This is a genomic window from Klebsiella sp. CN_Kp097, from assembly GCF_040064495.1.
Classification (GTDB): domain Bacteria; phylum Pseudomonadota; class Gammaproteobacteria; order Enterobacterales; family Enterobacteriaceae; genus Klebsiella; species Klebsiella aerogenes.
This window is the reverse complement of the sequence record NZ_JBEAIL010000007.1, coordinates 187501-208466: the sequence shown is the minus strand read 5'-3', so window position 1 is coordinate 208466 and position 20966 is coordinate 187501. Positions and strand designations below refer to the sequence as shown.

Genomic DNA, 20966 nt, shown 5'->3' with positions numbered 1-20966 from the left:
TAATATGTCCCTTATCCAAAACCCTATATTACGTGGTTTTAATGCCGACCCCAGCATTATCCGTGTTGAGGACACCTACTATATCGCCAACTCGACATTTGAGTGGTTTCCTGGCGTTCGTTTACATGAATCAAAAGATCTGAAGCACTGGAATCTTCTGCCGTCGCCATTGTCAACCACTACCCTCTTAGATATGAAGGGGAATCCGTCTTCAGGCGGTATTTGGGCTCCGGCGCTCTCTTATGCGGATGGTAAATTCTGGTTAGTGTATACCGATGTGAAAGTCACCGAAGGTGCCTTTAAAGACATGACAAACTACCTGACCACCGCAACAGATATTCGCGGCCCGTGGAGTGCGCCGATAAAACTGAATGGCGTGGGTTTCGATGCTTCACTTTTCCATGACGATGATGGCCGTAAATATATTGTGCAACAGACGTGGGATCATCGGGAGTACCACCATCCTTTTGATGGGATTACCTTAACAGAGCTTGATACAACAACTTTAAAATTAATGCCGGAAACCGCGCGTACCATCTATCGCGGTACCGCAGTGGCGCTCGTCGAGGGACCTCATCTCTATAAACTGAACGGTTATTACTATCTCTTTGCCGCTCAGGGGGGGACAGTTTTTACTCATCAGGAGGTGGTAGCCCGTTCCAAGACATTAAACGCCGACAGCTTCGAAACAGAGCCTGGCGAGGTATTTTTAACTAACGTTGATACGCCTGACAGCTATATCCAGAAACAAGGACACGGCGCTTTGGTTTCGACGCCCGAAGGCGAATGGTATTATGCTTCGCTCTGCGCTCGTCCGTGGAATCGCCCAGGCGAGTCTATTTATGATCCTCGCGGCTGGTCTACCCTTGGCCGGGAAACGGCTATCCAAAAAGTGTACTGGGATGACGATGGTTGGCCGCGCATTGTGGGCGGTCACGGCGGTAAAACGTCTGTTGAGGGCCCAAAAGACGCCATTTATACCGAAAGCGCGAAAGATAATAGCCAGCACGATGAATTTACTACCCCAACGCTTAATCTCAACTGGAATACACTGCGGGTACCGTTTACCGAAAAGATGGGTACCACAGGCGACGGAAAGCTTACCTTAATAGGCCAGGGATCATTAGCGAATACGCATGATTTGTCGCTTATTGCCCGCCGCTGGCAAGCCTTTTACTTTAATGCTGAAGTTAAAGTCGCTTTTAATCCTTTCAGCTACCAACAAATGGCCGGATTAACCAATTACTACAACGACCGTCACTGGAGTTTTGCTTTTGTAACCTGGAATGAAATTAACGGCAGAGTCATCGAGGTTGCCGAAAACAATCGTGGAAAATATACTTCGTACCTGAAAGATAACGCAATTAAGATTCCTGACGACGTCGAATACGTGTGGTTACGGACGAAAGTCAGGAAGCAGACCTATAGCTATGAGTATAGTTTTGACGGCGCCGAGTTTATTGAAATTCCGGTAGTTTTCGATGCCGCAGTCCTTTCCGATGACTATGTTCTGCAAAGCTATGGCGGGTTCTTTACCGGTGCATTTGTAGGTCTTGCGGCAGTAGACTACTCAGGCTACGGCGCCAGCGCTGAATTTTATCATTTCGATTATCAAGAGTTTGGCGACTCGTTAATTGGCACGGATGTTTATAGTTGGGAGGCTGGCGAGCTACGTGCTGATTAGTTTGATGAACGTCTTTTATAGTCAACCTGGCGCAGATTAACCCGGTAAGAAGAAAGCGAAGATCTGTGGATTGGCAATGTTTATATCAGGACGGTGGATTCCCCCACCGTCTCGTTATGACTTTTTTACTGCTTTTTAACGCCCAGACAACCACGTACAAATTCCGGATTAAAATGTTTCACCGCTTCACCCACATAGCCTAAATCCAGTGCACTAATTTGCGCCATTTCGCTATCGGTTAGGGAGAAATCCCAGAGATCAAAGTTTTCTGCAATACGTTCCTGCCGGGTGGATTTAGGAATTACCGTGACGCCGCGCTGCACGTTCCAGCGTAGAATAACCTGGGCGATGGTTTTTTGATGGGCAGCGGCAATCCCCTGCAGCATTTCATTTTCATATGGTTTATGTCTCCCGCCGCCTAACGGCGCCCAGGCTTCGGGCTGAACGTTATAGCGCTTCATGGTTTCCAGCGCGGCGGGTTGCGCAAAATAAGGATGTAATTCGACCTGGTTCACCATGGGCTTAATTCTGACGGTTTCACAGAAATTAACTAACACGTGAGCGTAGAAGTTGGACACGCCGATGGCTTTCAGTTTACCGGCTTCATAAGCCTCTTCCAGCGCGCGCCAGGCGCTGAAATAATCGCCCATGGCCTGATGCAATAAATAGAGATCAAAATACTGCAGGCCCGATTTTTTCAGCGAGGCCTCAATACCGGCTTTAGCCACATCGCCGTTGGCCATGTCCTGAACCCACAGTTTCGACGTGATAAATAACTCCTCACGGGTACACAACCCTTCAGCGATGGCCTCGCGAACCGCGTCACCCACGGCATCTTCATTGGCGTAGATGGCAGCGGTATCAATCAGGCGATAACCGGTACGAATAGCGCTTAACACCGACTGCTTACACTCTTCTTTATCGGTGACCTTAAACACGCCAAAACCGACCATCGGCATTTTGAGGTTGTTACTTAATACTGAATATTTCACGGCAAGGCCCCTGTCATGTTAAAACACCATTTTAGGCCGGAAACACCACCATGATTAGTCTGTCATTTCTGATTTGACCTATGCAGCGAATTCATAAATACAGGCAGGTTGATTGGCGCAACGCTACAGAGAGGCGAACGTATTGAATTAATGCCGGATATGGAAACGACGATTAAGAGTGAACCACAAAATATTGCTGTTTTTTTACCCTCATGCTCTTCACCCAACGTTAATCGTCAGGGCCGTAATTGATTATTAGATAGTCTTTTTAAGTAATTCTGATAACATGCCTGTAACAAATGGGCCACCATGGCGACCCATTTGTTACTCGTGGCGATTAGAACAGAATGCAGAAATAATATATGCCGCGATAATAATAACATTCATTGTGAACGCGACATCATGTTACGGCATGCCATTATGCATATATCTAACTAATCTTAATATCATCGAAGTTGATATCTTCCTCTTCTTGATCGTTATTGATAACAACATCGCGAGGAACATCTTTTTTGATGACAGCATAAATGGTTGCTGTTACTAATATATTAACTATCAATGCCATAATACCTGCCATGGGATTTGACATTGTTGGGAGCATCAATACCCCGCCAAAAGGTACAGTTGCATCCGCACCATACACCATGGTGATTGCACCACCACAAGCACCGCCGATTGCCGCTGCTGCAATACCGCGAACGATATCATTCATCACTATAGGGATAGACCCTTCAACAATATTCACTACCCCCATAGGAACCGCCGACTTTAACATTTCGATTTCTTCGTTATTATAGATATTTTTGCGAAGCAGTTTGGCGATAAAAAATGCAAGCCCAAAACCGATAGGTGTTGCCGTGTTGACTAACTGAAGGGCCGTAACTGGCTCATTTATACCCTGTGCCTGGAGAGTTAAGACGAATGCAAAGCACGTTTTATTGATCGGCCCACCAAAGTCAACGATACACAACGCCCCAATAACAGCACCTAATACTAAATTAGATGAAGTTCCCATACTTCTCAGGAACGATGTGAGTGCATCGGTAAAAATACCAATAGGCGTGCCGATGATATAGACCATGAGCAGAGCACTGAAAATGGATGCAAAAAATGGCACAATCAATGTCGGCATTAAACCCCGGGCCCAGCCAGGAACCTTCACATTTTTAATGATTGCAAGAGCAATATACCCGGAAATGTAGCCACCGATCATGCCCCCGATAAAACCCGCACCAATAGCAGTAGCTGCCAGACCGACAACAAAACCAGGGGCAATACCGGGCTTACCTGCGATCGAACCGGAAATTCCGATAGCAATAACGACGGGCAATAGTCCGAGCGCCCTAGCTCCCATGGTAGCGAAAGCCTGCCACAGATCAAATTGACCCGATACTAAAGTGTCCTGAACCGTCCCGCCAAAACCCATACCGATGGCAATAATAAACCCAGCACCACAGACAATCGGAATCAAGAATGAGATGGCAGTCAGCAGATGACCTTTAGGGTTTGCTGCTTTCCATATTTCTTTTATATTCATAAATTACGCCCTTTATTTTATATAGGATACGCATAGGTAGGTGTTATGAATTGACTAATTCACCAAGCTTTTCAATAAGCTTATTTGGTGATTTAACTGCCATTTCCGTTGGTACTTTGACGACTTTCTTCCCGGCAAATCTTTCTTCACCTGAAACTTTAACATCGGCGGCTAACAGAACAATGTCGGCTTGTGCAATTTCTTCAGCGGTCAAGGCATTCTCGATACCTATAGTGCCTTGCGTTTCGATTTTGACATTGTGACCGGCCTTTTTTGCTGCTATTTCAATTTTCTTTTGCGCAATATAAGTGTGTGCAATACCTACAGTGCAGGCTGTAATTCCAACAATATTCATAACTATTCTCCAGGGTTAATTGTTTTCGATGCTATGATAATTAAATTAAGCGCTGACACCTTCAGCATTTAAAAGATCAATGATTTTCTGCGGGGAATCTTCCATCAGTAATTTTCCTACTATCTCTTCATCGGCAAGTGAACCTGAAACCTGGGATAATAATCGGATGTGGGTGGTATTTTGATCCTCCAGGCATACAGCAAATAAAATAATACAACGAACGTCACTACCATCCATAGTTTCCCAAGGGATATGATGTTGGGTTCGTCCAATGGCCAATGCTGTACGGGCTACGCCTGAGGATTTACCATGAGGGATCGCTATATGATTTTCGAATCCAGTGGAGCCCTGTTCTTCGCGTAACCAAACATCTTGCAGAAAAATATCTTTATTAATAACAACTCCATCACGTACTAATAAGTCGGCTAATTCTTCAATTGCTTCTTCCTTACTCTTAGCCATCATGTTTAATTTAATATTTTTTACGTTCAGTACACTCGAAATGTCCATAAGTTACCTTCGTTAACATAAATAATCATCTGTAATCAGCGATACCAGCTTCTGCCACCACGTAGTCTGCCAAACCCGTCGGGGCCGGACAGCATAATAGATAGCATCCGCAAGCGTACGACGAGGCGTCGCAAGCGAACTCCAGATATAAAAAGGGTTACAGCGCTCTCAACCATATAAATCTAACGCGAAGGCAAAGAGACAGACCGGTTAAATAGACACTTTGCACTGCGCAATGGCTCAATACGGCTGAGCGCGCTGCAATTTTCAGGCAGCGATTTCGCGTTGATAGATATCGACCATTTTATCCCATGCATCGCTGACATTATCCGCCAGGGAGAACAGGCCCGAGGTTCCCACAATAAAGACGTCAACGCCCGATTGGGAGATAACATTAAAAGTTTTCTCGTTACAGGAGCCATCAATTTCGGTCAGATAGTGGTAACCATGCACTTCGCGCATCGCGATCAGCTGTTTAATTTTATTGAGCGATTCTGGGATAAATTTCTGACCTGCGTAGCCCGGGTCAACCGACATGACGGTCACTTTATCCAGCAGGTGCGCGTACTCTTTAATAGCATCCGCCGGAGTAGCTGGGTTCAACACTACGCCGCAGCGACGACCCGCGTCTTTAATCTGGTTCAACAGCCGGAATATTTTGTTATTCGCCGTCTCAGGGTGGAAGCTGATAATATCGGCCCCGGCATCAATACACATTGGAATTATATCTTCCGGGTGATTCACCATCAGATGTACGTCGATCGGCACATCGGTAATTTTTTTCAGGTTTTCGATAAAAAACGGTGATAGCGTAATATTCTTCACATAGTTACCGTCCATAATATCGACGTGATAAAAATCAGCCCGACCGTTCATTGCCGTAATTTGCTCTCTGAATTGCGTTAAATCCATACACATTAACGAGGGCGAAAATTTAGCTGCCATACCTCACCTCTATAAAATTAGTTAGTTAAACAGTGACACGACATGCCCAAGAATGATGCCAACAACGCCAAAGTCCGCATCGCCAAAGGTGGTGGATGCAAAGCCAAGGTCGCCCATCAGGGGCAGCAAAATCGCGGGCAAAAAAGAAATCAACAGACCGTGAGCGAATGCCCCCACCACCGCGCCGCGACGACCGCCGCAGATGTTGCCGTAAACGCCCGCCGTCGCGCCGCAGAAGAAGTGCGGCACCAGGCCGGGAACAATGACGCTCAGGCCAAGCAGCGGACACAGGAACATACTCACCAGACCAGCGGCAAAACTTGACAGGAAGCCGACGATCACCGCGTTCGGGGCGAACGGAAAGACGGTTGGACAGTCGAGCGCCGGTTTCGCGTCTTTCACCAGCTTGTCGGCGATGCCTTTAAAGGCCGGAACAATTTCGGCAATAATCATGCGAACACCCGCAAGGATGATCCACACGCCTGCCGCGAAGGTCAGCGACTGGATAATGGCGAAGATGATAAAGTTCTGACCACCACTGATGCTGGTCTCAACAAACTCTTTACCTGCGACCAGTACCAGAATCAGGAACAGAATCATCATCGTCAGCGAGATAGCTACCGAGGAGTCACGCAGGAAGTTCAGCGTTTTCGGCACCTTCAGCTCTTCAATCGACGGGCTGCCTTTACCGATCGCTTTTCCCACCAGCGCCGACAGCAGATACCCTGTTGAACCAAAGTGGCCCAGCGCCAGGTCATCAGTGCCGGTAATTTTGCGGGTAAATGGCTGCAGAATAGCCGGAGAGACCACCATCATGATGCCGAGGATTACCGCCCCCACCAGTACAACCCAGAACGGCGACAGACCGCCGACAGAGAGAATGACAGCCAGCATCGCCGACATATACAGCGTGTGGTGGCCTGTCAGGAAGATGTATTTCAGCGGCGTAATGCGGGCAAGAACAATATTAAACAACATCCCCAGCACCATGATCATGGCTGTCGCAGTACCGTAGTTTTTCTGCGCCAGCGCCGCCATGGCGTCAGTATTGGGGACAACACCCTGAATATGGAAGGAGTGCTCAAACAGCTGGCTAAACGTCGTTAACGTCGTGGCGACAATCGCCGCCCCGGATGTTAATATCACAAACCCCATAATGGTTTTGAGGGTTCCGGAAATAACGTCGGAAACTGCTTTTTTCTGCAATAATAAGCCGATCAGGGAAAACAAACCGACCAGTATTGCTGGTGTGCCCAACACATCATGAATAATAAACTGCAGCATAGAATGACTCCGTAAGGCCGCAAATAATTAATCAGAGATTCTCGGAAAGAATTTCTTTGATTTTATTGTTATCCAGCAGGTTAGATAAACCAAAAACCTGTGCAGAATGGCTGGACAGATGTTCAGCTATATCCCTGGCGCTAAGAATAATATCGGCAGTTTCGCTTTTTGCTGAAGTCAGATCGGTATGGGAAACCTCTGCTTCTTTATTTAACTCTGTAATGATTTTTTTCACGTTCATTTCAACGATAAAGCTACTACCTAAACCGTTACCGCAAACAATCAGAACCTTTTTCATCTCTACCTCACTATCCATTGATAACGGCTTGAATTTTCGTCATTGATGAGGCTTTCAGCAGTGCTGAGAGTCGTTCATCATCGCTAAAAATGTCTGCCAGGGCTGTAATCATATTGATGTGTTCATCTCCCGAAAGCGCACACAGCATAATCACGACGTAAATAGGGTCATTCTCTTCCGAGCCAAAAGAAACGCCTTTTTTAATATGCAAAAGAGATAAACCATTTTTAATTGCACCTTGCTCCGGGCGAGCATGAGGCATCGCCAGACCAGGCGCTAAAACATAATAAGGACCAAGTTTTTCATGGCTGTTACAAATGGCCTGAATATAATCTTCAGTAATCGCCTCTTTCGCCAATAAGGGTTGAGCCGATAACGTAATTGCCTGTTTCCAGTCACTAACTGAATCCACAATCTGGATATTTTCCGTTGGTAACCAGGTCGTGATCATAAATTCCCCGATAGCATTGAAAGTGAGCCTACTATAGTGGAATCTCTTCGCGGCTTACCGTGATCTTCATCTCAAAGTTAGCGCTAACACGTCAATAATGTTAAAATTCTTGTTACCGCTAACTTTGTTATCCATACTTATCATTACTTTGCAGTTGGGCAATGCGTAAAATGCCAAACATCATTTACAATGGCTGCCCAGTCAGGCGAAAGGAGGACACCAGTGCAGACGTTAGAAGCGGACGATAGCGCGAGAGAAAAACGCAGGAAAAACACCGGTAAAATTACGCTTGCTGAAGTGGCAAAACTGGTCGGCGTGAGCACGATGACCGTGTCACGCGCGTTACGCATGCCTGAAAAAGTGAATCCTGAACTGCGTACACGCATTGAAGCCGCAGTAAGCGAGCTGGGCTATGTGCCAAATCTGCAGGCCCGCAACCTTGCCTCTGCTGACTCCAGTCTGGTGATGGGCGTGGTTCCCTCTTTTTCCTCCCCGGGCTTTCTTGCCGTCTCCGAAACACTACAGACCGTGCTCACGACCCAGGGCTATAGCATGATGTTTATCGAGTCCGGTCAGGGTGGACAGAGTGAAGAAAAAGCTTTTGCGCAAATGCTCGCTTACAACCCGGCTGCGATTGTTCAATTCAATATTGATAACATCAGCAGTTGTTCGCAAATGATAAGTAACACCGGCGTGCCGGTGGTTGAGATTGGCGCCATCAATCGCGATGCGAGCTGGGTCAGCATTGGCGTTGACTATGCCGCAGCCATCAAAAAGTTGGTCACATCGCTTGTACAGACCGGATATAAAAATATCGGCCTGCTTTGCACGGCTTCCAATAACATTATGTTTCGCCAGGTACTGAGCGGTTGGAACAGCGCGATGCTCTCCGTTAACCACTCTCCGCATCGCGTGGTGACCTCTCACCTGGCGGCAGGCATTACGACCGGCCTGAACCTGCTCGGCGATATTCGTATCACCTGGCCTGAGCTTGATGCGCTGATTTGCACATCCGATGAAATCGCCTGCGGTTGTATTATGGCCTGCCATGGCGCGGGGCAAAAAGTGCCTGACTCTCTGGCACTGGCAAGCCTGAGCGGGGGGACTCTTGCCGCCGTTTGCTCACCGGCGCTGACTGCCGTCGAATTCCCCTGGAGTGAAACGGGAACCCTCGCAGGACAAACACTGCTTGAGCTGCTGGCGGGTAATTCGACGGATAAATTCATTGAATTACCCTCAGCGTTACAAGTTCGCGCCAGCACCAGGAAGCAGTAGCGTTGGCGACATATTTATTGATTTGTTATCCCACCGAATACGGCAGGATAACTATGCGTCAGAAAAGTTATGCTTTCTGCTGTGGCGGGTAATGGTCAGAAGGAGAAACTGGCGCTGTAAGCCGCGCCAGTTCTGAGGTTAGCGATGGTTGCCTGACGCCATCAGGCAACCGCTACCGATTAGTGCTTCACAATATACATCGTGCGGCTGTACGCCACGTCTTCCGGATTGGTGATCGGGTATCCTTTTAACCACGGCTTGATCAGGCGGCCGTTGGTATACTGATAAATCGGCGCAATAGGCGCTTTGGCCATGATGATTTTCTCTGCCGCATTGTAATCATCGTTACGCGCTTTTTCCGAGGTTTCCTGCGCCGCCTGGGCGAGGATCTTATCGTATGCCGGATCGTTAAAGCGCGAGATATTACCGCTATGAGTAGAAGTGAGTAGCGACAGGAAAGTCGACGGCTCGTTGTAATCCCCTACCCACGATGCGCGGATAACGTCGAAATTACCGGTATTACGGCTATCGATATAGGTCTTCCACTCCTGGTTTTGTAGCTTCACATCCACACCAAGGTTTTTCTTCCACATCGACGCCACGGCGATGGCGATTTTCTGGTGATTTTCCGACGTGTTGTACAGCAGCGTCAGCTTCAGCGGACGGTCCGGGCCATATCCTGCCGCCGATAGCAGCGCTTTAGCCTGGGCATTAAGCTCGGCCTGGCTCATGCTCTCAAACTGCGAAGGCTGCGGAGTAAAGCCTGCGGTGACGTCAGGGGTGAACCGCCAGGCCGGTTTCTCACCGGTGCCGAGGATTTTCTCCGCCATAATCCGCCGGTCGATGGTCATGCTTAACGCCAGACGCACACGCTCATCGGCGGTTGGCCCTTTCTGGGTATTGAAAGCGTAATAATAGGTACCTAACTGCGGCGGCGTGTAGACCTGTCCGGGAATATCCTTCAGTAGCTTCTGATACATATTTTTCGGGAAGGATTCGGTGATATCAATATCACCCGCCAGATAACGTTTGGTCGCCGAAGATTCCTGGTTAATCGGCACGAAAGTCACCTGCTTAATCACCGTTTTGGCGTTTTCCCAGTATTGTGTATTCGGCACGACAACCAGCTTCTCATTCACCACCCGGTCTTTCAGCACATAGGCGCCGTTGCCGATAAGGCTGCCCGGGCGCGTCCAGTTAGCGCCGCTTTCGACGTTGGCTTTCTGCACCGGGTAGAACGCAAAACTGGCGGTCAGGTTGCTGAACCACGGCAGCGGTTTATCCAGCTGCACGCGCAGCGTGTGGGCATCGACCGCCGTCACCCCAAGAGTGTCCGGCGCCGCTTTACCATCAATAATATTTTGCGCATTACTGATACCCGCCAAGGCGGCGAACCAGGCAAATGGCGAGGTGGTTTTCGGATCCACCAGCCGCTGCCAGCTATAGACGAAATCCTGCGCCGTCACCGGGGTGCCGTCTGACCAGCGCGCGTTATCACGCAGGGTAAAGGTCCAGACGCGGTTATCGTTGCTCTGCCAGCGGGTCGCCACGCCAGGGATGATATTGCCCTTCGCGTCCTGGTTCACCAGCCCTTCGAACAGATCGCGGATAATCTGAATTTCCGGCAGGCCGACGGCTTTAGCGGGATCTAATGAAGCGGGCTCGTCTTTTATATGGCGTACCAGCTGCTGTTTTTCAGCTAATACGGTTCCCGGAGGCACGTCCGCCGCCCAGGCAAGAGAAGAAACGCTGGCTAACCACAGCGCGCCGCATGTCAATGTGACAGGATACTTCATGAGATCCCCTTTTAAATGAACAAACCAGTGCTGGCAGAGCGATAATTATTTGTTTCCCCACCTGAAATTGCAAACGGCTTATGATAGAAAATTGACATGACGAGTTTTTTCGCCAGAGAGGGAAAGCGTTTGATTCCGGGACGCTTTTCTACAACACTGCTAACAATAACCTGATGACAGGATACCCTATGCCCGTTTCACGCCCTCGCCCCCTGCGCGGCGCTTTCCCGCCAGGCACGCAACGTTACGGCCAGTCGCATCTCGGCGCGCCGCTGCTGTGGTTCCCCGCTCCGCTGGCAGATAGCCGCAGCGGTCTGATTATCGCCGGCACGCACGGCGACGAAAACTCGTCGATCGTCACCCTCTCCTGCGCGTTGCGCACGCTAAAACCGGAGTTGCGTCGCCATCACGTGGTATTAACGGTCAACCCTGACGGCTGTCAGCTAGGGTTACGCGCCAACGCCCGCGGTATCGATCTCAATCGTAATTTCCCGGCCGCTAACTGGAAGGCGGGAGAAACGGTGTATCGCTGGAATAGTGCAGCCGAAGAGCGTGATGTGGTTCTGCTGACCGGTGAAAAACCCGGTTCGGAGCCCGAAACCCAGGCGCTGTGCCAACTGATCCACCAGATCCATCCGGCGTGGGTAGTCTCCTTCCACGATCCGCTGGCCTGCATTGAGGACCCCGGCCACAGCGAGCTGGGACAATGGCTCGCCGGGGCTTTTAATTTACCGCTGGTGGGCAGCGTCGGTTACGAAACGCCGGGCTCTTTTGGCAGTTGGTGCGCCGATATCGGCCTGCCGTGCATTACCGCCGAATTTCCGCCGGTCTCCGCCGACGAAGCGACTGAAAAGTACCTCGCGGCGATGACCGATTTACTGCACTGGCACACTCACAGATGAAGCATGCCGGTGCTGAACTTCAGCGCCGGTTCCACATCTACCGCCAGCCAGGTCGGGCCATCGAGATCCGCAAAACGGGCCAGCGGCGCCAGCGGCAGCGCGGCGGAAATGGCCCGTGAAGTACAAAGCATACAGCCCAGCATCCTCTTATACCCCAGCCGTTCAGCCTCCTGCGCCAACAGCAATGCCTCGGTCAGACCACCGGTTTTATCCAACTTAATGTTGACCATTTCGTAGCGACCCTGCAGCGCCGGTAGGCTTTCCCGCGTATGACAGCTCTCATCGGCGCAGATCGGCAGCGGATGAATGAAGTTTTCCAACGCCTCATCCGCGCCGGCCGGTAACGGCTGCTCCAGCATCGCCACGCCGAGATCGGCCAAAAGCTGACAGCGCGCCGCCAGACCTTCGCCACGCCACGCTTCGTTAGCATCAACGATCAACGTCGCCTGCGGCACCGCGTCGCGAATAGCAACCAGCCGCTCGCTAATCAAATGATCGTCGAGCTTGACCTTCAGCAGCCGCGCGCCTTTCTCCCACAGCGCGGCGGCGCTGGCCGCCATCTGTTCCGGCGTGCCGATTACCACGGTTTGCGCCGTCACGACTTCGCGCGGCAGATTGACGCCAAGCAGCTGCGGCAACGTTTTCCCCGCGCGGCGCGCCTCCAGATCCCACAACGCGCAGTCGACGGCGTTGCGCGCGGCCCCAGCCGGCAGTAGCTGTTGCACTTGCTCGCGGGTAGCGCCGCGCTCAAGCTGCTCGCCGATCGCCATAATCTGCGCCATCACCGAGGCGATGCTTTCCCCGTATCGCGGATAAGGCGTACATTCTCCGGCCCCTTTTACCCCATCCTCTTCTATTTCCACCACCACGACTTTGGCCTCGCTGCGGCTGCCGCGAGAGATAACAAACGGCGTGTGAAGCGGCCATGATTCTTCAAAAACTCGCAGGTTGCGCATTCCCTGGGCCTCTTAGGTAAATGTTAAATAGAGTTTGCCGTGTTGCTGGCTGATGTCATACACTAACTACGACGTTAACTATATGTAAACAGGAAGATAACCATGTCGCAAACCGTACATTTCCAGGGTAACCCAGTGTCCGTTCAGGGCTCCATTCCGCAGGCTGGCGCGAAGGCGCAGCCGTTTACGCTGGTCGCCAAAGATCTCTCTGACGTCACGCTGAGCCAATACGCTGGTAAACGTAAAGTACTGAATATTTTCCCAAGCATCGATACCGGCGTCTGCGCGGCATCGGTTCGCAAATTCAACCAACTGGCTTCTGAGCTGAACAACACCGTGGTGCTGTGCATCTCCGCTGACCTGCCGTTCGCGCAGTCCCGTTTCTGCGGCGCAGAGGGCCTGAGCAATGTGGTCACCCTGTCCACCCTGCGCGCGCCGCAGTTCCTGGCAGATTATGGCGTTGCTATCTCCGCCGGCCCGCTGGCTGGTCTGGCTGCACGCGCAGTCGTTGTTATCGATGAAAACGACCAGGTGGTATACAGCCAGCTGGTTAACGAAATCACCGAAGAGCCGGATTACGATGCGGCGCTGGCTGCGCTGAAAGCGTAATCGCTTCCCTTCTGTTATCAAGCCTCCTTCAACGGGGGCTTTTTTCTTTGCGCGGCGCATAGCGCGAAATTAACCGCGCGGTGGCCGGGCCGGTGAGCAATATGGTAAACAGGCGCAGCGTTTGCATCGCCATGATAAAAGACATATCCGCCCGGGTACCGACGGCGATTATCGCCACCGTATCCAGACCCCCGGGGCTGGTCGCCAGATAGGCGGTGAGAAAATCCAGCGGCAGCAGGTGCGTTAACGCTAAAGCCATCAGCGCGCACAGCGCGATCAGGCCGACGATGGCGGCAATGATTTGCGGTAGCGTCTTCAGCGCCAGCATAAAAATCTCGCGATTAAACTGCAGGCCAACCGTCCAGCCAAGCGCGGTATACGCCAGCACCAGTAACCATTCCGGTAGCTCCAGCAATAGCACGCCTTCGCCCTGTGCCAGCGCGCCGGCCACCATCGGTAATAACATTGCCCCGGAAGGGATGCGTAAACGTAACCCCAACCAACCGGCGACCGCGGTCAATAGCAACGTTAACGGTAGATTAAAAGTCAGCGGCGGGAACCAGACGATATCCTGGGTCATTTCCTGCGCCTCGCCGCCGAGCGCGAAACGCACCACCATTACCGCCGCGCCAACCACGAACAGTACCCGCAGATACTGCATCAGGGCCACCAGACGAACGTCGGCGCCATACTCTTGGGCCATCACCACCATCGCCGAAGCGCCGCCCGGCGAGCTTCCCCACGCGCCGGTTGCCCCGGGTAGCGAACTGTAACGCACCAGCAGCCAGCCGGTCAGCGCGCTGATAGCCAGCGTGGAAAGGAGGATAATCAACACCAGCGCCCAGTTGGCGGCCAGAACGCCGAAAATAGACGGGGTTAGCGCGCGGGCGATCATACAGCCGATGATAGCCTGAGCGGAGATAAAGAATGGACGAGGGAGACGAATCGCGGCGCCGCGCAGACTAAGGGTAATTCCGGCGATAAGCGGGCCAAGCAGCGGCGCAGCGGGAAGATGGAGCCGGAACAGCACAAAGGAGAGCACGGCGGAGAGTGCCAGTAATATCATCCACTGAGGCCAATCCCGTTGCTTCGCCAACCGTCACCTTCCCGGAAAAAGAAAAATAAAATAAGTATATACAGAGATATCGCTGAAAAAACGCTGAAAATCGCGGCCGCGCCGAGCCGGCCGCACCGGTGATTTATTCTTCGCCTTTCTTCTGGCTCAGACCATACTCCCGCAGCTTGTTAGCAATCGCGGTATGCGAAACGCCGAGACGTTTGGCTAATTTACGCGTGCTGGGGAAGCTGCGATACAACTGGGTCAATACCGAACGCTCAAAGCGGCGGGTAATATCGTCGAGCGATCCTTCCATCGCCTCTTCACCTACCGGCAGCGACGACACATCGTGATCTGGCAGCAGAATATCCTGCGGGCGCAGTTCGAAGCCCTCGAGCTGGGTTAACGCGCGGTACACTGCGTTTTTCAACTGACGCACGTTGCCCGGCCAGCTATAGCGGGTCAACACGGTATTAAGGTCAGCGGAGAGTTTTGGCCGCGGGATGCCCTGCTCATCGGCAAAGCGCGCGACGAACAGTTCGGTCAACGGCATGATGTCCTGCGGACAATCGCGCAGCGGCGGCAGGTTCAACGTCAGCACATTCAGACGATAATAAAGATCTTCGCGGAAGAGTCCTTTTTGCACCAGCTCGACGAGATTTTTTTGCGTCGCGCAGATAACCCGGACATCGACATGCACTTCGTGATCTTCACCGACACGACGGAAAGTACCATCGTTGAGAAAGCGCAACAGCTTCGTTTGCATGCCAGGCGACATTTCGCCGATCTCATCCAGCAGCACAGAGCCGCCGTTGGCCTGCTCAAAGAAACCTTTTTTCCCCTGCGACGCATCGCCGAATAGCTCGCTCTCTACCGCGTTTTCCGGAATCGAACCGCAGTTCAGCGCCAGATAAGGTTTGCTGGCGCGCGGGCTGGCCAGATGGCAGGCATGGGCCAGCAGATCTTTACCGGTACCCGTATCGCCGACAATCAGCAACGGGGCGCTGAGCATCGCCAGCTTGCGGGCCTGTTCAACAACGTGGCGCATTTTCGGCCCAACGGCGAGGATCTGGCTAAAGGCGCTGGTATCCTGGGTCGTCAGCGTTTGCAGTTGACGCCCCATACGTACGGTGGAGCGTAACATCACCACGGCGCCGGTCAGCACACGCTCGGCGTGTTCGCCTTCCAGATACACCGGTGTCACTTCCAGCATAAAGTTTTGGCCATTGACGACCACATGCTCGGTATGCGACTCCAGCGGGTTGCCTTCCAGCCAGCGCTGCAGGTTGAAATCAGTAATGAGTTGCGCCACCGGATGGCTGCGTAAGCGTGCCTGAGTTTGACCAAACAGTTGGCAGCTGGCCGGGTTGGCAAGTTCTACTTTACCTTTGGCATCGAGCGACAGCACCGGTTCCGGCATTGCCACCAGCAGCGCGCTCAGCGCCAGATGTTCCCGCTCTGACGGCATCCACGCCACGGTACGAACATCGGTTACGCCGGAGATACGGCGGATTTCCGCCATTAAACTGCTGAAACTGGCGAACTCCAGTTCGGCGAAATTAAGGTAGATTCGGCCAATCGGGTCGATATCGATACCGCGCAGATCAATACCGCGCAGCACCAGCAAATCGAGTAATTCACGGGTCAGACCAAGACGGTCCTGACAAAAGACTTCCAGACGCATAGGAGTTTTCACCCTAAAAAGGCCAATGACGGATGAATGATAGGACAGATATGGGCTTACGTGAAGATAGCTGTCAACAATTATTGACAGTATGGCGGAAAAATGGGCTTTATGCCGTAAAGTTATGCGGGCATTTCTTTTGCGTTATGGCTCGCATGGCACAGAGGGCGCTGGGCGCCAGGGGGTTTCCCGGAGGCGGCGCGTTGCGCCTTCTCCGGGCTACCAAATCGCAAAGCGCTGTAGCCCCGGTAAGTGGCAGCGCCACCGGGGGATCCAGCGCGGTGAAGACATTAACGGCAGGCCGCACGAACCGTAGGCCGGGTAAGGCGCAGCCGCCACCCGGCATTTACGCTTGCCGACGTTATTTCTCCGCGCCGGTTTTGCTTTTCTGCAGCGTCTCTTTTAACTGGCCGATCAGTTCGCGGCGGAAATCGCCGAGCCGCGGTTTATCATCGGCGATCCACGGTAGCGGACGACACAGCTCCATTGCCTTAATCCCCAGACGGGCGGTCAACAATCCGGCGCCGATACCCTGTGCGGCGCGCGCCGATAAGCGGGCCGCCAGATCCTGCGACATCCAGTCCATGCCGACTTCGCGCACCAGCTCGCTGGCGCCGGCAAAGGCGATATTCAGCAACACCAGGCGGAATAAACGCAGGCGGCTGTAATAGCCAAGTTCAATACCATAGAGGGTGGCGATACGGTTAATCAATCTCAGGTTACGCCAGGCGATAAACGCCATATCGACCAGCGCCAGCGGGCTGACAGCGATCATCAGCGTCGATTCCGCCGCCGAGCGGCTGATTTCCCGCCGCGCCTGCGCATCCAACACCGGCTGCACCAGTTGCGCGTACAGGCTCACCACTTCGCGATCGTTTTGCGTTTCATGGATCGCTGCATACCAGCGCTGCAGCGCCGGATGCGATTGATCCAGCCCGGCCTGCTGCGCCAGTTTCTCACAGAACGCGCGCCCTTTGCCCACCGCGTGGCTATGCATCAGATCCCTCGCTTCATCGCGTTCGTGCGCGCGCTGGCGCAGACGCCACAGGCGACGCCATTCAGTCGCTACCGACCCCACGCCCGCGCCGACAATCAGCGCCCCGGCCGCGCAGCCGCCGAGCGCAATCCAGTCCTGAGTCTGCCAGGCCGTCACCGTCCACTGCACGCCCTGCGCCACCACGCTAATACCAAAAATTGCCAGCCCGGCACTAACCATCCGCCGCCACAGGCTGCGTTTCGGGCGCAGTACCGATTCCACCACCGCTTCGGCGGCCCCCTCCTCTTCAGCAACCATTTCAGGCAGCATCGGAGAGAAGGTTTGCGCATCGGCCGCGTCAAAGGCGCGGGCCGATTTTAAGGTCTGGCTCTTTTCCGTTTCCAGTGGGCCATCGAAATCGATCCGCGGTTTTATCGGCTCGCTCATCGCAATTTATCTCCAATCAAAAATTCCAGCGCCGCGTCGAGGCGAATATGCGGCAGCGGTTTATCGACATCCATCGCTCTCGGGCGGAAGTTCTCAAACTGGAAGCCCTGCTGTTCCCAGAAGGCCTGGCCCGGCAGCCGCGCCGGCACCTCCCCTGGGAAAATGGTAAGCGGTTGCCCATCGCTCAGACGATCGCCGCGCAGCGCTGGGATCTTCTCGCCGTTAACCTCGATAAGCCCTCCCTGGGTGGCCTGAATGGATGCCAGCCCCAGACAATCCATGCTGATGCCTTCAAAGGCGGCATTCTGCCAGGCGTCCTGAATCAGTTGCTGAAGTAGCGACACCATGTTGCCGTGCTGATCGACGGTCACGTGATCGGCTTTAGTGGCGGCAAACAGTAGCTTGTCAATAACCGGTGAAAACAGGCGGCGAAACAGCGTTCGCTGGCCGTAATGGAAGCTTTGCATCAACTGGGTCAGCGCCAGACGCATATCATTAAACGCCTGCGGCCCGCTGTTTAACGGCTGCAGACAGTCCACCAGTACGATCTGGCGGTCAAAGCGCAGAAAGTGGTCTTTATAAAAGCCTTTCACCACTTTCTCGCAGTAGTATTTGAAGCGCTCGCGCAGCATTCCGGCATTGGTGTGTTTGTCCGCCTGCGCCAGCCTGGCTTCGCCAACCGCATCGACATCCGGCCAGGGGAAGAACTGCAGCGCCGGAGCCCCCGCCATGTCACCGGGAAGCACAAAACGCCCTGGCTGAATAAAGTGCAATCCCTCGCGCTTGCAGGCGTGCAGATAATCGGTCCAGGCGGCGGCGATCTCCGCCAGCCGGGTTTCGTCGGCGGGCGCCAGCGGATCGAGCCCATCACACAGCTGCCGCCAGCGGGCAGACCACTCCCCACGTGGCCCCTGCAACAGCCCGGTCATTTGCCGTGACCAGCTTAAATAATCCTGCGCCAGCATCGGCAGGTCGAGCAACCATTCTCCCGGATAATCCACGATTTCCAGATACAGAGTAGAAGTGTCTTTGAAATGACGCAGCAGAGAATCGTTAGAGCGATAGCGCAGCGCAAGGCGAATTTCGCTCACCCCACGGGTCGGCGTCGGCCAGGCCGGCGGCTGGCCATAAAGCTGCGCCAGGCCTTCATCATAGGTAAAACGCGGAATGCCGAAATCACGCTGCGGAACCCGCTTCACACCCAACAGGCGTTCTTCGCGCGCCGCGCTCAGCAGCGGCAGTCGCGCTCCGGCGTGGATATTCAGCAGTTGATTAACCATCGCGGTGATAAAAGCCGTTTTGCCGCTGCGGCTGAGTCCGGTTACGGCAAGACGTAAATGCCGGTCAACCCCGCGGTTGACCAGCGCATTGAATTCAGTTTTGAGTCGCTTCATCGCCAGTCCGTTATGCCCAGAAGGAATGTCGTTTAATGATAAGCTATTTAGATGGGGATAATCAGGGCCAATATAAAGCGCGCCGGTATTCCTCCCCCTGAGGAATTATTTCATGCCGCGGGCAAAACGATTGGCCAGCCGACTGAGCAGCGGCTCAAGCGCTACCGCCAGCAACATTTTCAGCGGCCGACGCGCCACCGATTTCACCGCCCAACCGGCAACGCCCGCCGGGCCGTATCGCAGCGCGGTCAGTAGCACCAGCTTACCGGCGATCTTAAGACCCGGTTTCACTTTTTGCCCTGCCTGTTGCCATTTCATATTCATGCGTTGCCTCGTTGGTTACATGGAAAAATTTTACAGCTGACGAAAACGGCTGCGCAGCGTGAAGGTATCGGAGGTGATATAACGCTCCATATCACGCAGGCGCTGTTCGCCGGAAGCCAGTTCGGCATCCATGGCGGCCAGTAAATCGCCATTGCTCGGCCCTTTTTCGCCGTACAGTTCGCTATCCGGTATCGGATCCAGCGCGAAAGTCAGAATGATGTAGGCCACCAGCACGAAAAAGAAGAGGCCAAAAATCATCGCCAGTACGGTTATCAGACGCACCAGCTTCACCGGCACATCCAGGTGCTGCGCGATACCGGCGCAGACCCCCTTCACCATTCCGCGCTGCGGGATACGCCACAGTTTTTTATTAAAGTCCAATCCGGCCATTATTTGTCTCTCCAGTTCGGATGTTCCGCGTCAAGGATCGCTTCCAGCGCCTGAATGCGTTCGCGCATCCGTTTCGCGTCATCGGTCAGCTGCAGCAGGCGCTGCTGTTCGTTCTGGGTTAACGCCCCGTCCGCCGAGCGATTGTTGTAGTGCAGCCATAACCAGACCGGCAACACGAACAGCACAAACAGCGTGAGCGGGATGGCAAGAAAAAGCATGCTCATGTGTACTCCTTACAGGTGGTGAGCCGCGGCGCAACACCGCGCCGCGTAATATGCATTACTGGTTATTCTGATTCATTTTGGCTTTCAGCGCCGCCAGTTGCTCGCTGATTTCATCATCCGCTTTCAATTCGGCAAACTGCTGATCCAGCGATTGTTGTTTGCCAAAACGATGGCTCTCCGCCTCGGCTTCCATTTGGTCAATACGGCGTTCGAAAGACTCAAAACGCGCCATCGCTTCATCCATTTTACCGCTATCCAGCTGGCGGCGAACATCACGCGAAGAGCTGGCCGCCTGATGACGCAGCATCAGCGCCTGCTGACGAGCGCGGGTTTCGCTGAGCTTATTCTCCAGCTCGCCAATCTCTTTTTTCATCCGCGCCAGGGTTTCATCCACCAGTTGCGCTTCGTGTTCCAGGCTGCCGATAAGGTCAGTCAGTTTCTGTTTTTCGATCAGCGCCGCACGCGCCAGATCTTCTTTCTCTTTACGCAGGGCCAGCTCGGCCTTTTCTTGCCATTCCACCTGCTGCGCCTGCGCCTGTTCGATACGGCGGGTCAGCTGTTTCTTTTCCGCCAGCGCGCGGGCGGAGGTAGAACGCACTTCAACCAGCGTGTCTTCCATCTCCTGAATCATCAGACGGACCAGCTTCTGCGGATCCTCCGCTTTCTCCAGCAGGGAGTTGATGTTGGCGTTCACGATGTCGGCAAAGCGAGAAAAAATACCCATAATTTCAATCCTCATAGTTCTGATAGCAGGCAGCGGCCTGTGCAGTAGTTAATACAAATGGCGTGCCAACTTTTTATCTTATTGATTTTAAACAAGGTGGTTGAGATATGGCCGCCTGCTTGCTACAGTGAGTTGGCGAATCACACTACTTA

At 53.0% G+C, this 20966-nt stretch carries 22 protein-coding genes and 1 pseudogene; 4 read left to right on the top strand and 19 right to left on the bottom strand.

All coding sequences use genetic code 11. The features are described 5' to 3' along the window. Nucleotides 1–4: 4 nt before the first annotated feature. A complete protein-coding gene (locus ABLV07_RS11375) occupies nt 5–1684 on the top strand; it encodes a glycoside hydrolase family 43 protein (protein WP_348853415.1) in 1680 nt (559 codons plus the stop codon). Nucleotides 1685–1809: 125 nt separating this feature from the next. Here ABLV07_RS11375 and ABLV07_RS11370 read toward each other — a convergent pair whose 3' ends face one another. The 8 genes from ABLV07_RS11370 to ABLV07_RS11335 all read right to left on the bottom strand — a co-directional run bounded on the left by ABLV07_RS11370 (nt 1810) and on the right by ABLV07_RS11335 (nt 8056). Next, nucleotides 1810–2676 carry an aldo/keto reductase gene (locus ABLV07_RS11370; protein WP_049052778.1) on the bottom strand — a complete coding sequence of 289 codons (867 nt, stop codon included), beginning with the start codon at nt 2674–2676 and terminating at the stop codon, nt 1810–1812. 430 nt (nt 2677–3106) lie between these two features. Further along, nucleotides 3107–4213, bottom strand: coding sequence for a PTS fructose transporter subunit IIC (locus ABLV07_RS11365; RefSeq protein WP_348853413.1), 1107 nt, complete (start codon nt 4211–4213; stop codon nt 3107–3109). A 43-nt stretch (nt 4214–4256) separates the two neighbouring features. Then, nucleotides 4257–4568 carry a PTS fructose transporter subunit IIB gene (locus ABLV07_RS11360; protein WP_001028229.1) on the bottom strand — a complete coding sequence of 104 codons (312 nt, stop codon included), beginning with the start codon at nt 4566–4568 and terminating at the stop codon, nt 4257–4259. A 45-nt stretch (nt 4569–4613) separates the two neighbouring features. Continuing rightward, nucleotides 4614–5078, bottom strand: coding sequence for a PTS sugar transporter subunit IIA (locus ABLV07_RS11355; RefSeq protein WP_015366290.1), 465 nt, complete (start codon nt 5076–5078; stop codon nt 4614–4616). Between the two features lie 267 nt (nt 5079–5345). Continuing rightward, on the bottom strand, nt 5346–6023 hold the full coding sequence (gene alsE, locus ABLV07_RS11350) for a D-allulose 6-phosphate 3-epimerase (RefSeq protein WP_015366289.1): 678 nt from the start codon (nt 6021–6023) through the stop codon (nt 5346–5348). A gap of 21 nt (nt 6024–6044) precedes the next feature. Continuing rightward, on the bottom strand, nt 6045–7307 hold the full coding sequence (locus ABLV07_RS11345; protein WP_015366288.1) for a PTS ascorbate transporter subunit IIC: 1263 nt from the start codon (nt 7305–7307) through the stop codon (nt 6045–6047). Nucleotides 7308–7338: 31 nt separating this feature from the next. Next, entirely contained in the window at nt 7339–7605 is a 267-nt protein-coding gene (locus ABLV07_RS11340; protein WP_015366287.1) for a PTS sugar transporter subunit IIB, read from the bottom strand. Nucleotides 7606–7615: 10 nt separating this feature from the next. Continuing rightward, nucleotides 7616–8056 (bottom strand): PTS sugar transporter subunit IIA, encoded by a 441-nt coding sequence (locus ABLV07_RS11335; protein ID WP_032705858.1) that lies wholly within the window; start codon nt 8054–8056, stop codon nt 7616–7618. Nucleotides 8057–8278: 222 nt separating this feature from the next. On the opposite strand from ABLV07_RS11335, the gene ABLV07_RS11330 reads away from it, so the two are divergent. Continuing rightward, nucleotides 8279–9331, top strand: a complete 1053-nt coding sequence (locus tag ABLV07_RS11330; protein WP_074160617.1) for a LacI family DNA-binding transcriptional regulator — start codon at nt 8279–8281, stop codon at nt 9329–9331. Between the two features lie 179 nt (nt 9332–9510). Here ABLV07_RS11330 and ABLV07_RS11325 read toward each other — a convergent pair whose 3' ends face one another. Together ABLV07_RS11325 and ABLV07_RS11320 are read right to left on the bottom strand one after the other, a co-directional pair. Next, entirely contained in the window at nt 9511–11127 is a 1617-nt protein-coding gene (locus tag ABLV07_RS11325; protein WP_063410692.1) for an ABC transporter substrate-binding protein, read from the bottom strand. Between the two features lie 35 nt (nt 11128–11162). Then, nucleotides 11163–11225 (bottom strand): annotated as a pseudogene (locus ABLV07_RS11320) (hypothetical protein); the annotation flags it as partial. Nucleotides 11226–11315: 90 nt separating this feature from the next. Here ABLV07_RS11320 and mpaA point away from each other — a divergent pair. Continuing rightward, nucleotides 11316–12029 carry a murein tripeptide amidase MpaA gene (gene mpaA, locus ABLV07_RS11315; RefSeq protein WP_015366282.1) on the top strand — a complete coding sequence of 238 codons (714 nt, stop codon included), beginning with the start codon at nt 11316–11318 and terminating at the stop codon, nt 12027–12029. Here mpaA and ycjG read toward each other — a convergent pair. Further along, nucleotides 12020–12985: an L-Ala-D/L-Glu epimerase gene (gene ycjG, locus ABLV07_RS11310; RefSeq protein WP_015705659.1), complete on the bottom strand. Its 966-nt coding sequence runs from the start codon at nt 12983–12985 to the stop codon at nt 12020–12022. The two genes, mpaA and ycjG, sit on opposite strands and share 10 nt — an antisense overlap. Before the next feature lie 102 nt (nt 12986–13087). On the opposite strand from ycjG, the gene tpx reads away from it, so the two are divergent. After that, nucleotides 13088–13594 carry a thiol peroxidase gene (tpx, locus tag ABLV07_RS11305; RefSeq protein ID WP_015366280.1) on the top strand — a complete coding sequence of 169 codons (507 nt, stop codon included), beginning with the start codon at nt 13088–13090 and terminating at the stop codon, nt 13592–13594. Between the two features lie 28 nt (nt 13595–13622). On the opposite strand, the gene ABLV07_RS11300 is transcribed toward tpx, so the two are convergent. From ABLV07_RS11300 to pspA, 8 genes are all read right to left on the bottom strand, one after another. Continuing rightward, nucleotides 13623–14660 (bottom strand): AbrB family transcriptional regulator, encoded by a 1038-nt coding sequence (locus ABLV07_RS11300; RefSeq protein ID WP_074164482.1) that lies wholly within the window; start codon nt 14658–14660, stop codon nt 13623–13625. Between the two features lie 133 nt (nt 14661–14793). After that, nucleotides 14794–16335 (bottom strand): transcriptional regulator TyrR, encoded by a 1542-nt coding sequence (tyrR, locus tag ABLV07_RS11295; RefSeq protein ID WP_015366278.1) that lies wholly within the window; start codon nt 16333–16335, stop codon nt 14794–14796. 361 nt (nt 16336–16696) lie between these two features. Further along, nucleotides 16697–17758 (bottom strand): TIGR01620 family protein, encoded by a 1062-nt coding sequence (locus ABLV07_RS11290; protein ID WP_032708268.1) that lies wholly within the window; start codon nt 17756–17758, stop codon nt 16697–16699. Next, nucleotides 17755–19152 (bottom strand): YcjX family protein, encoded by a 1398-nt coding sequence (locus tag ABLV07_RS11285; protein WP_042892658.1) that lies wholly within the window; start codon nt 19150–19152, stop codon nt 17755–17757. Before ABLV07_RS11285 ends, ABLV07_RS11290 begins: the two co-directional genes overlap by 4 nt. Before the next feature lie 105 nt (nt 19153–19257). Beyond that, nucleotides 19258–19476 carry a phage shock protein PspD gene (gene pspD, locus ABLV07_RS11280; RefSeq protein WP_015366275.1) on the bottom strand — a complete coding sequence of 73 codons (219 nt, stop codon included), beginning with the start codon at nt 19474–19476 and terminating at the stop codon, nt 19258–19260. 30 nt (nt 19477–19506) lie between these two features. After that, entirely contained in the window at nt 19507–19866 is a 360-nt protein-coding gene (gene pspC / locus ABLV07_RS11275; RefSeq protein ID WP_348853411.1) for an envelope stress response membrane protein PspC, read from the bottom strand. After that, entirely contained in the window at nt 19866–20090 is a 225-nt protein-coding gene (pspB, locus tag ABLV07_RS11270) for an envelope stress response membrane protein PspB (protein WP_015366273.1), read from the bottom strand. The genes pspC and pspB overlap by 1 nt, the downstream gene beginning before the upstream one ends. A gap of 55 nt (nt 20091–20145) precedes the next feature. Further along, nucleotides 20146–20814, bottom strand: coding sequence for a phage shock protein PspA (pspA, locus tag ABLV07_RS11265; protein ID WP_015366272.1), 669 nt, complete (start codon nt 20812–20814; stop codon nt 20146–20148). Between the last annotated feature and the right edge of the window lie 152 nt (nt 20815–20966).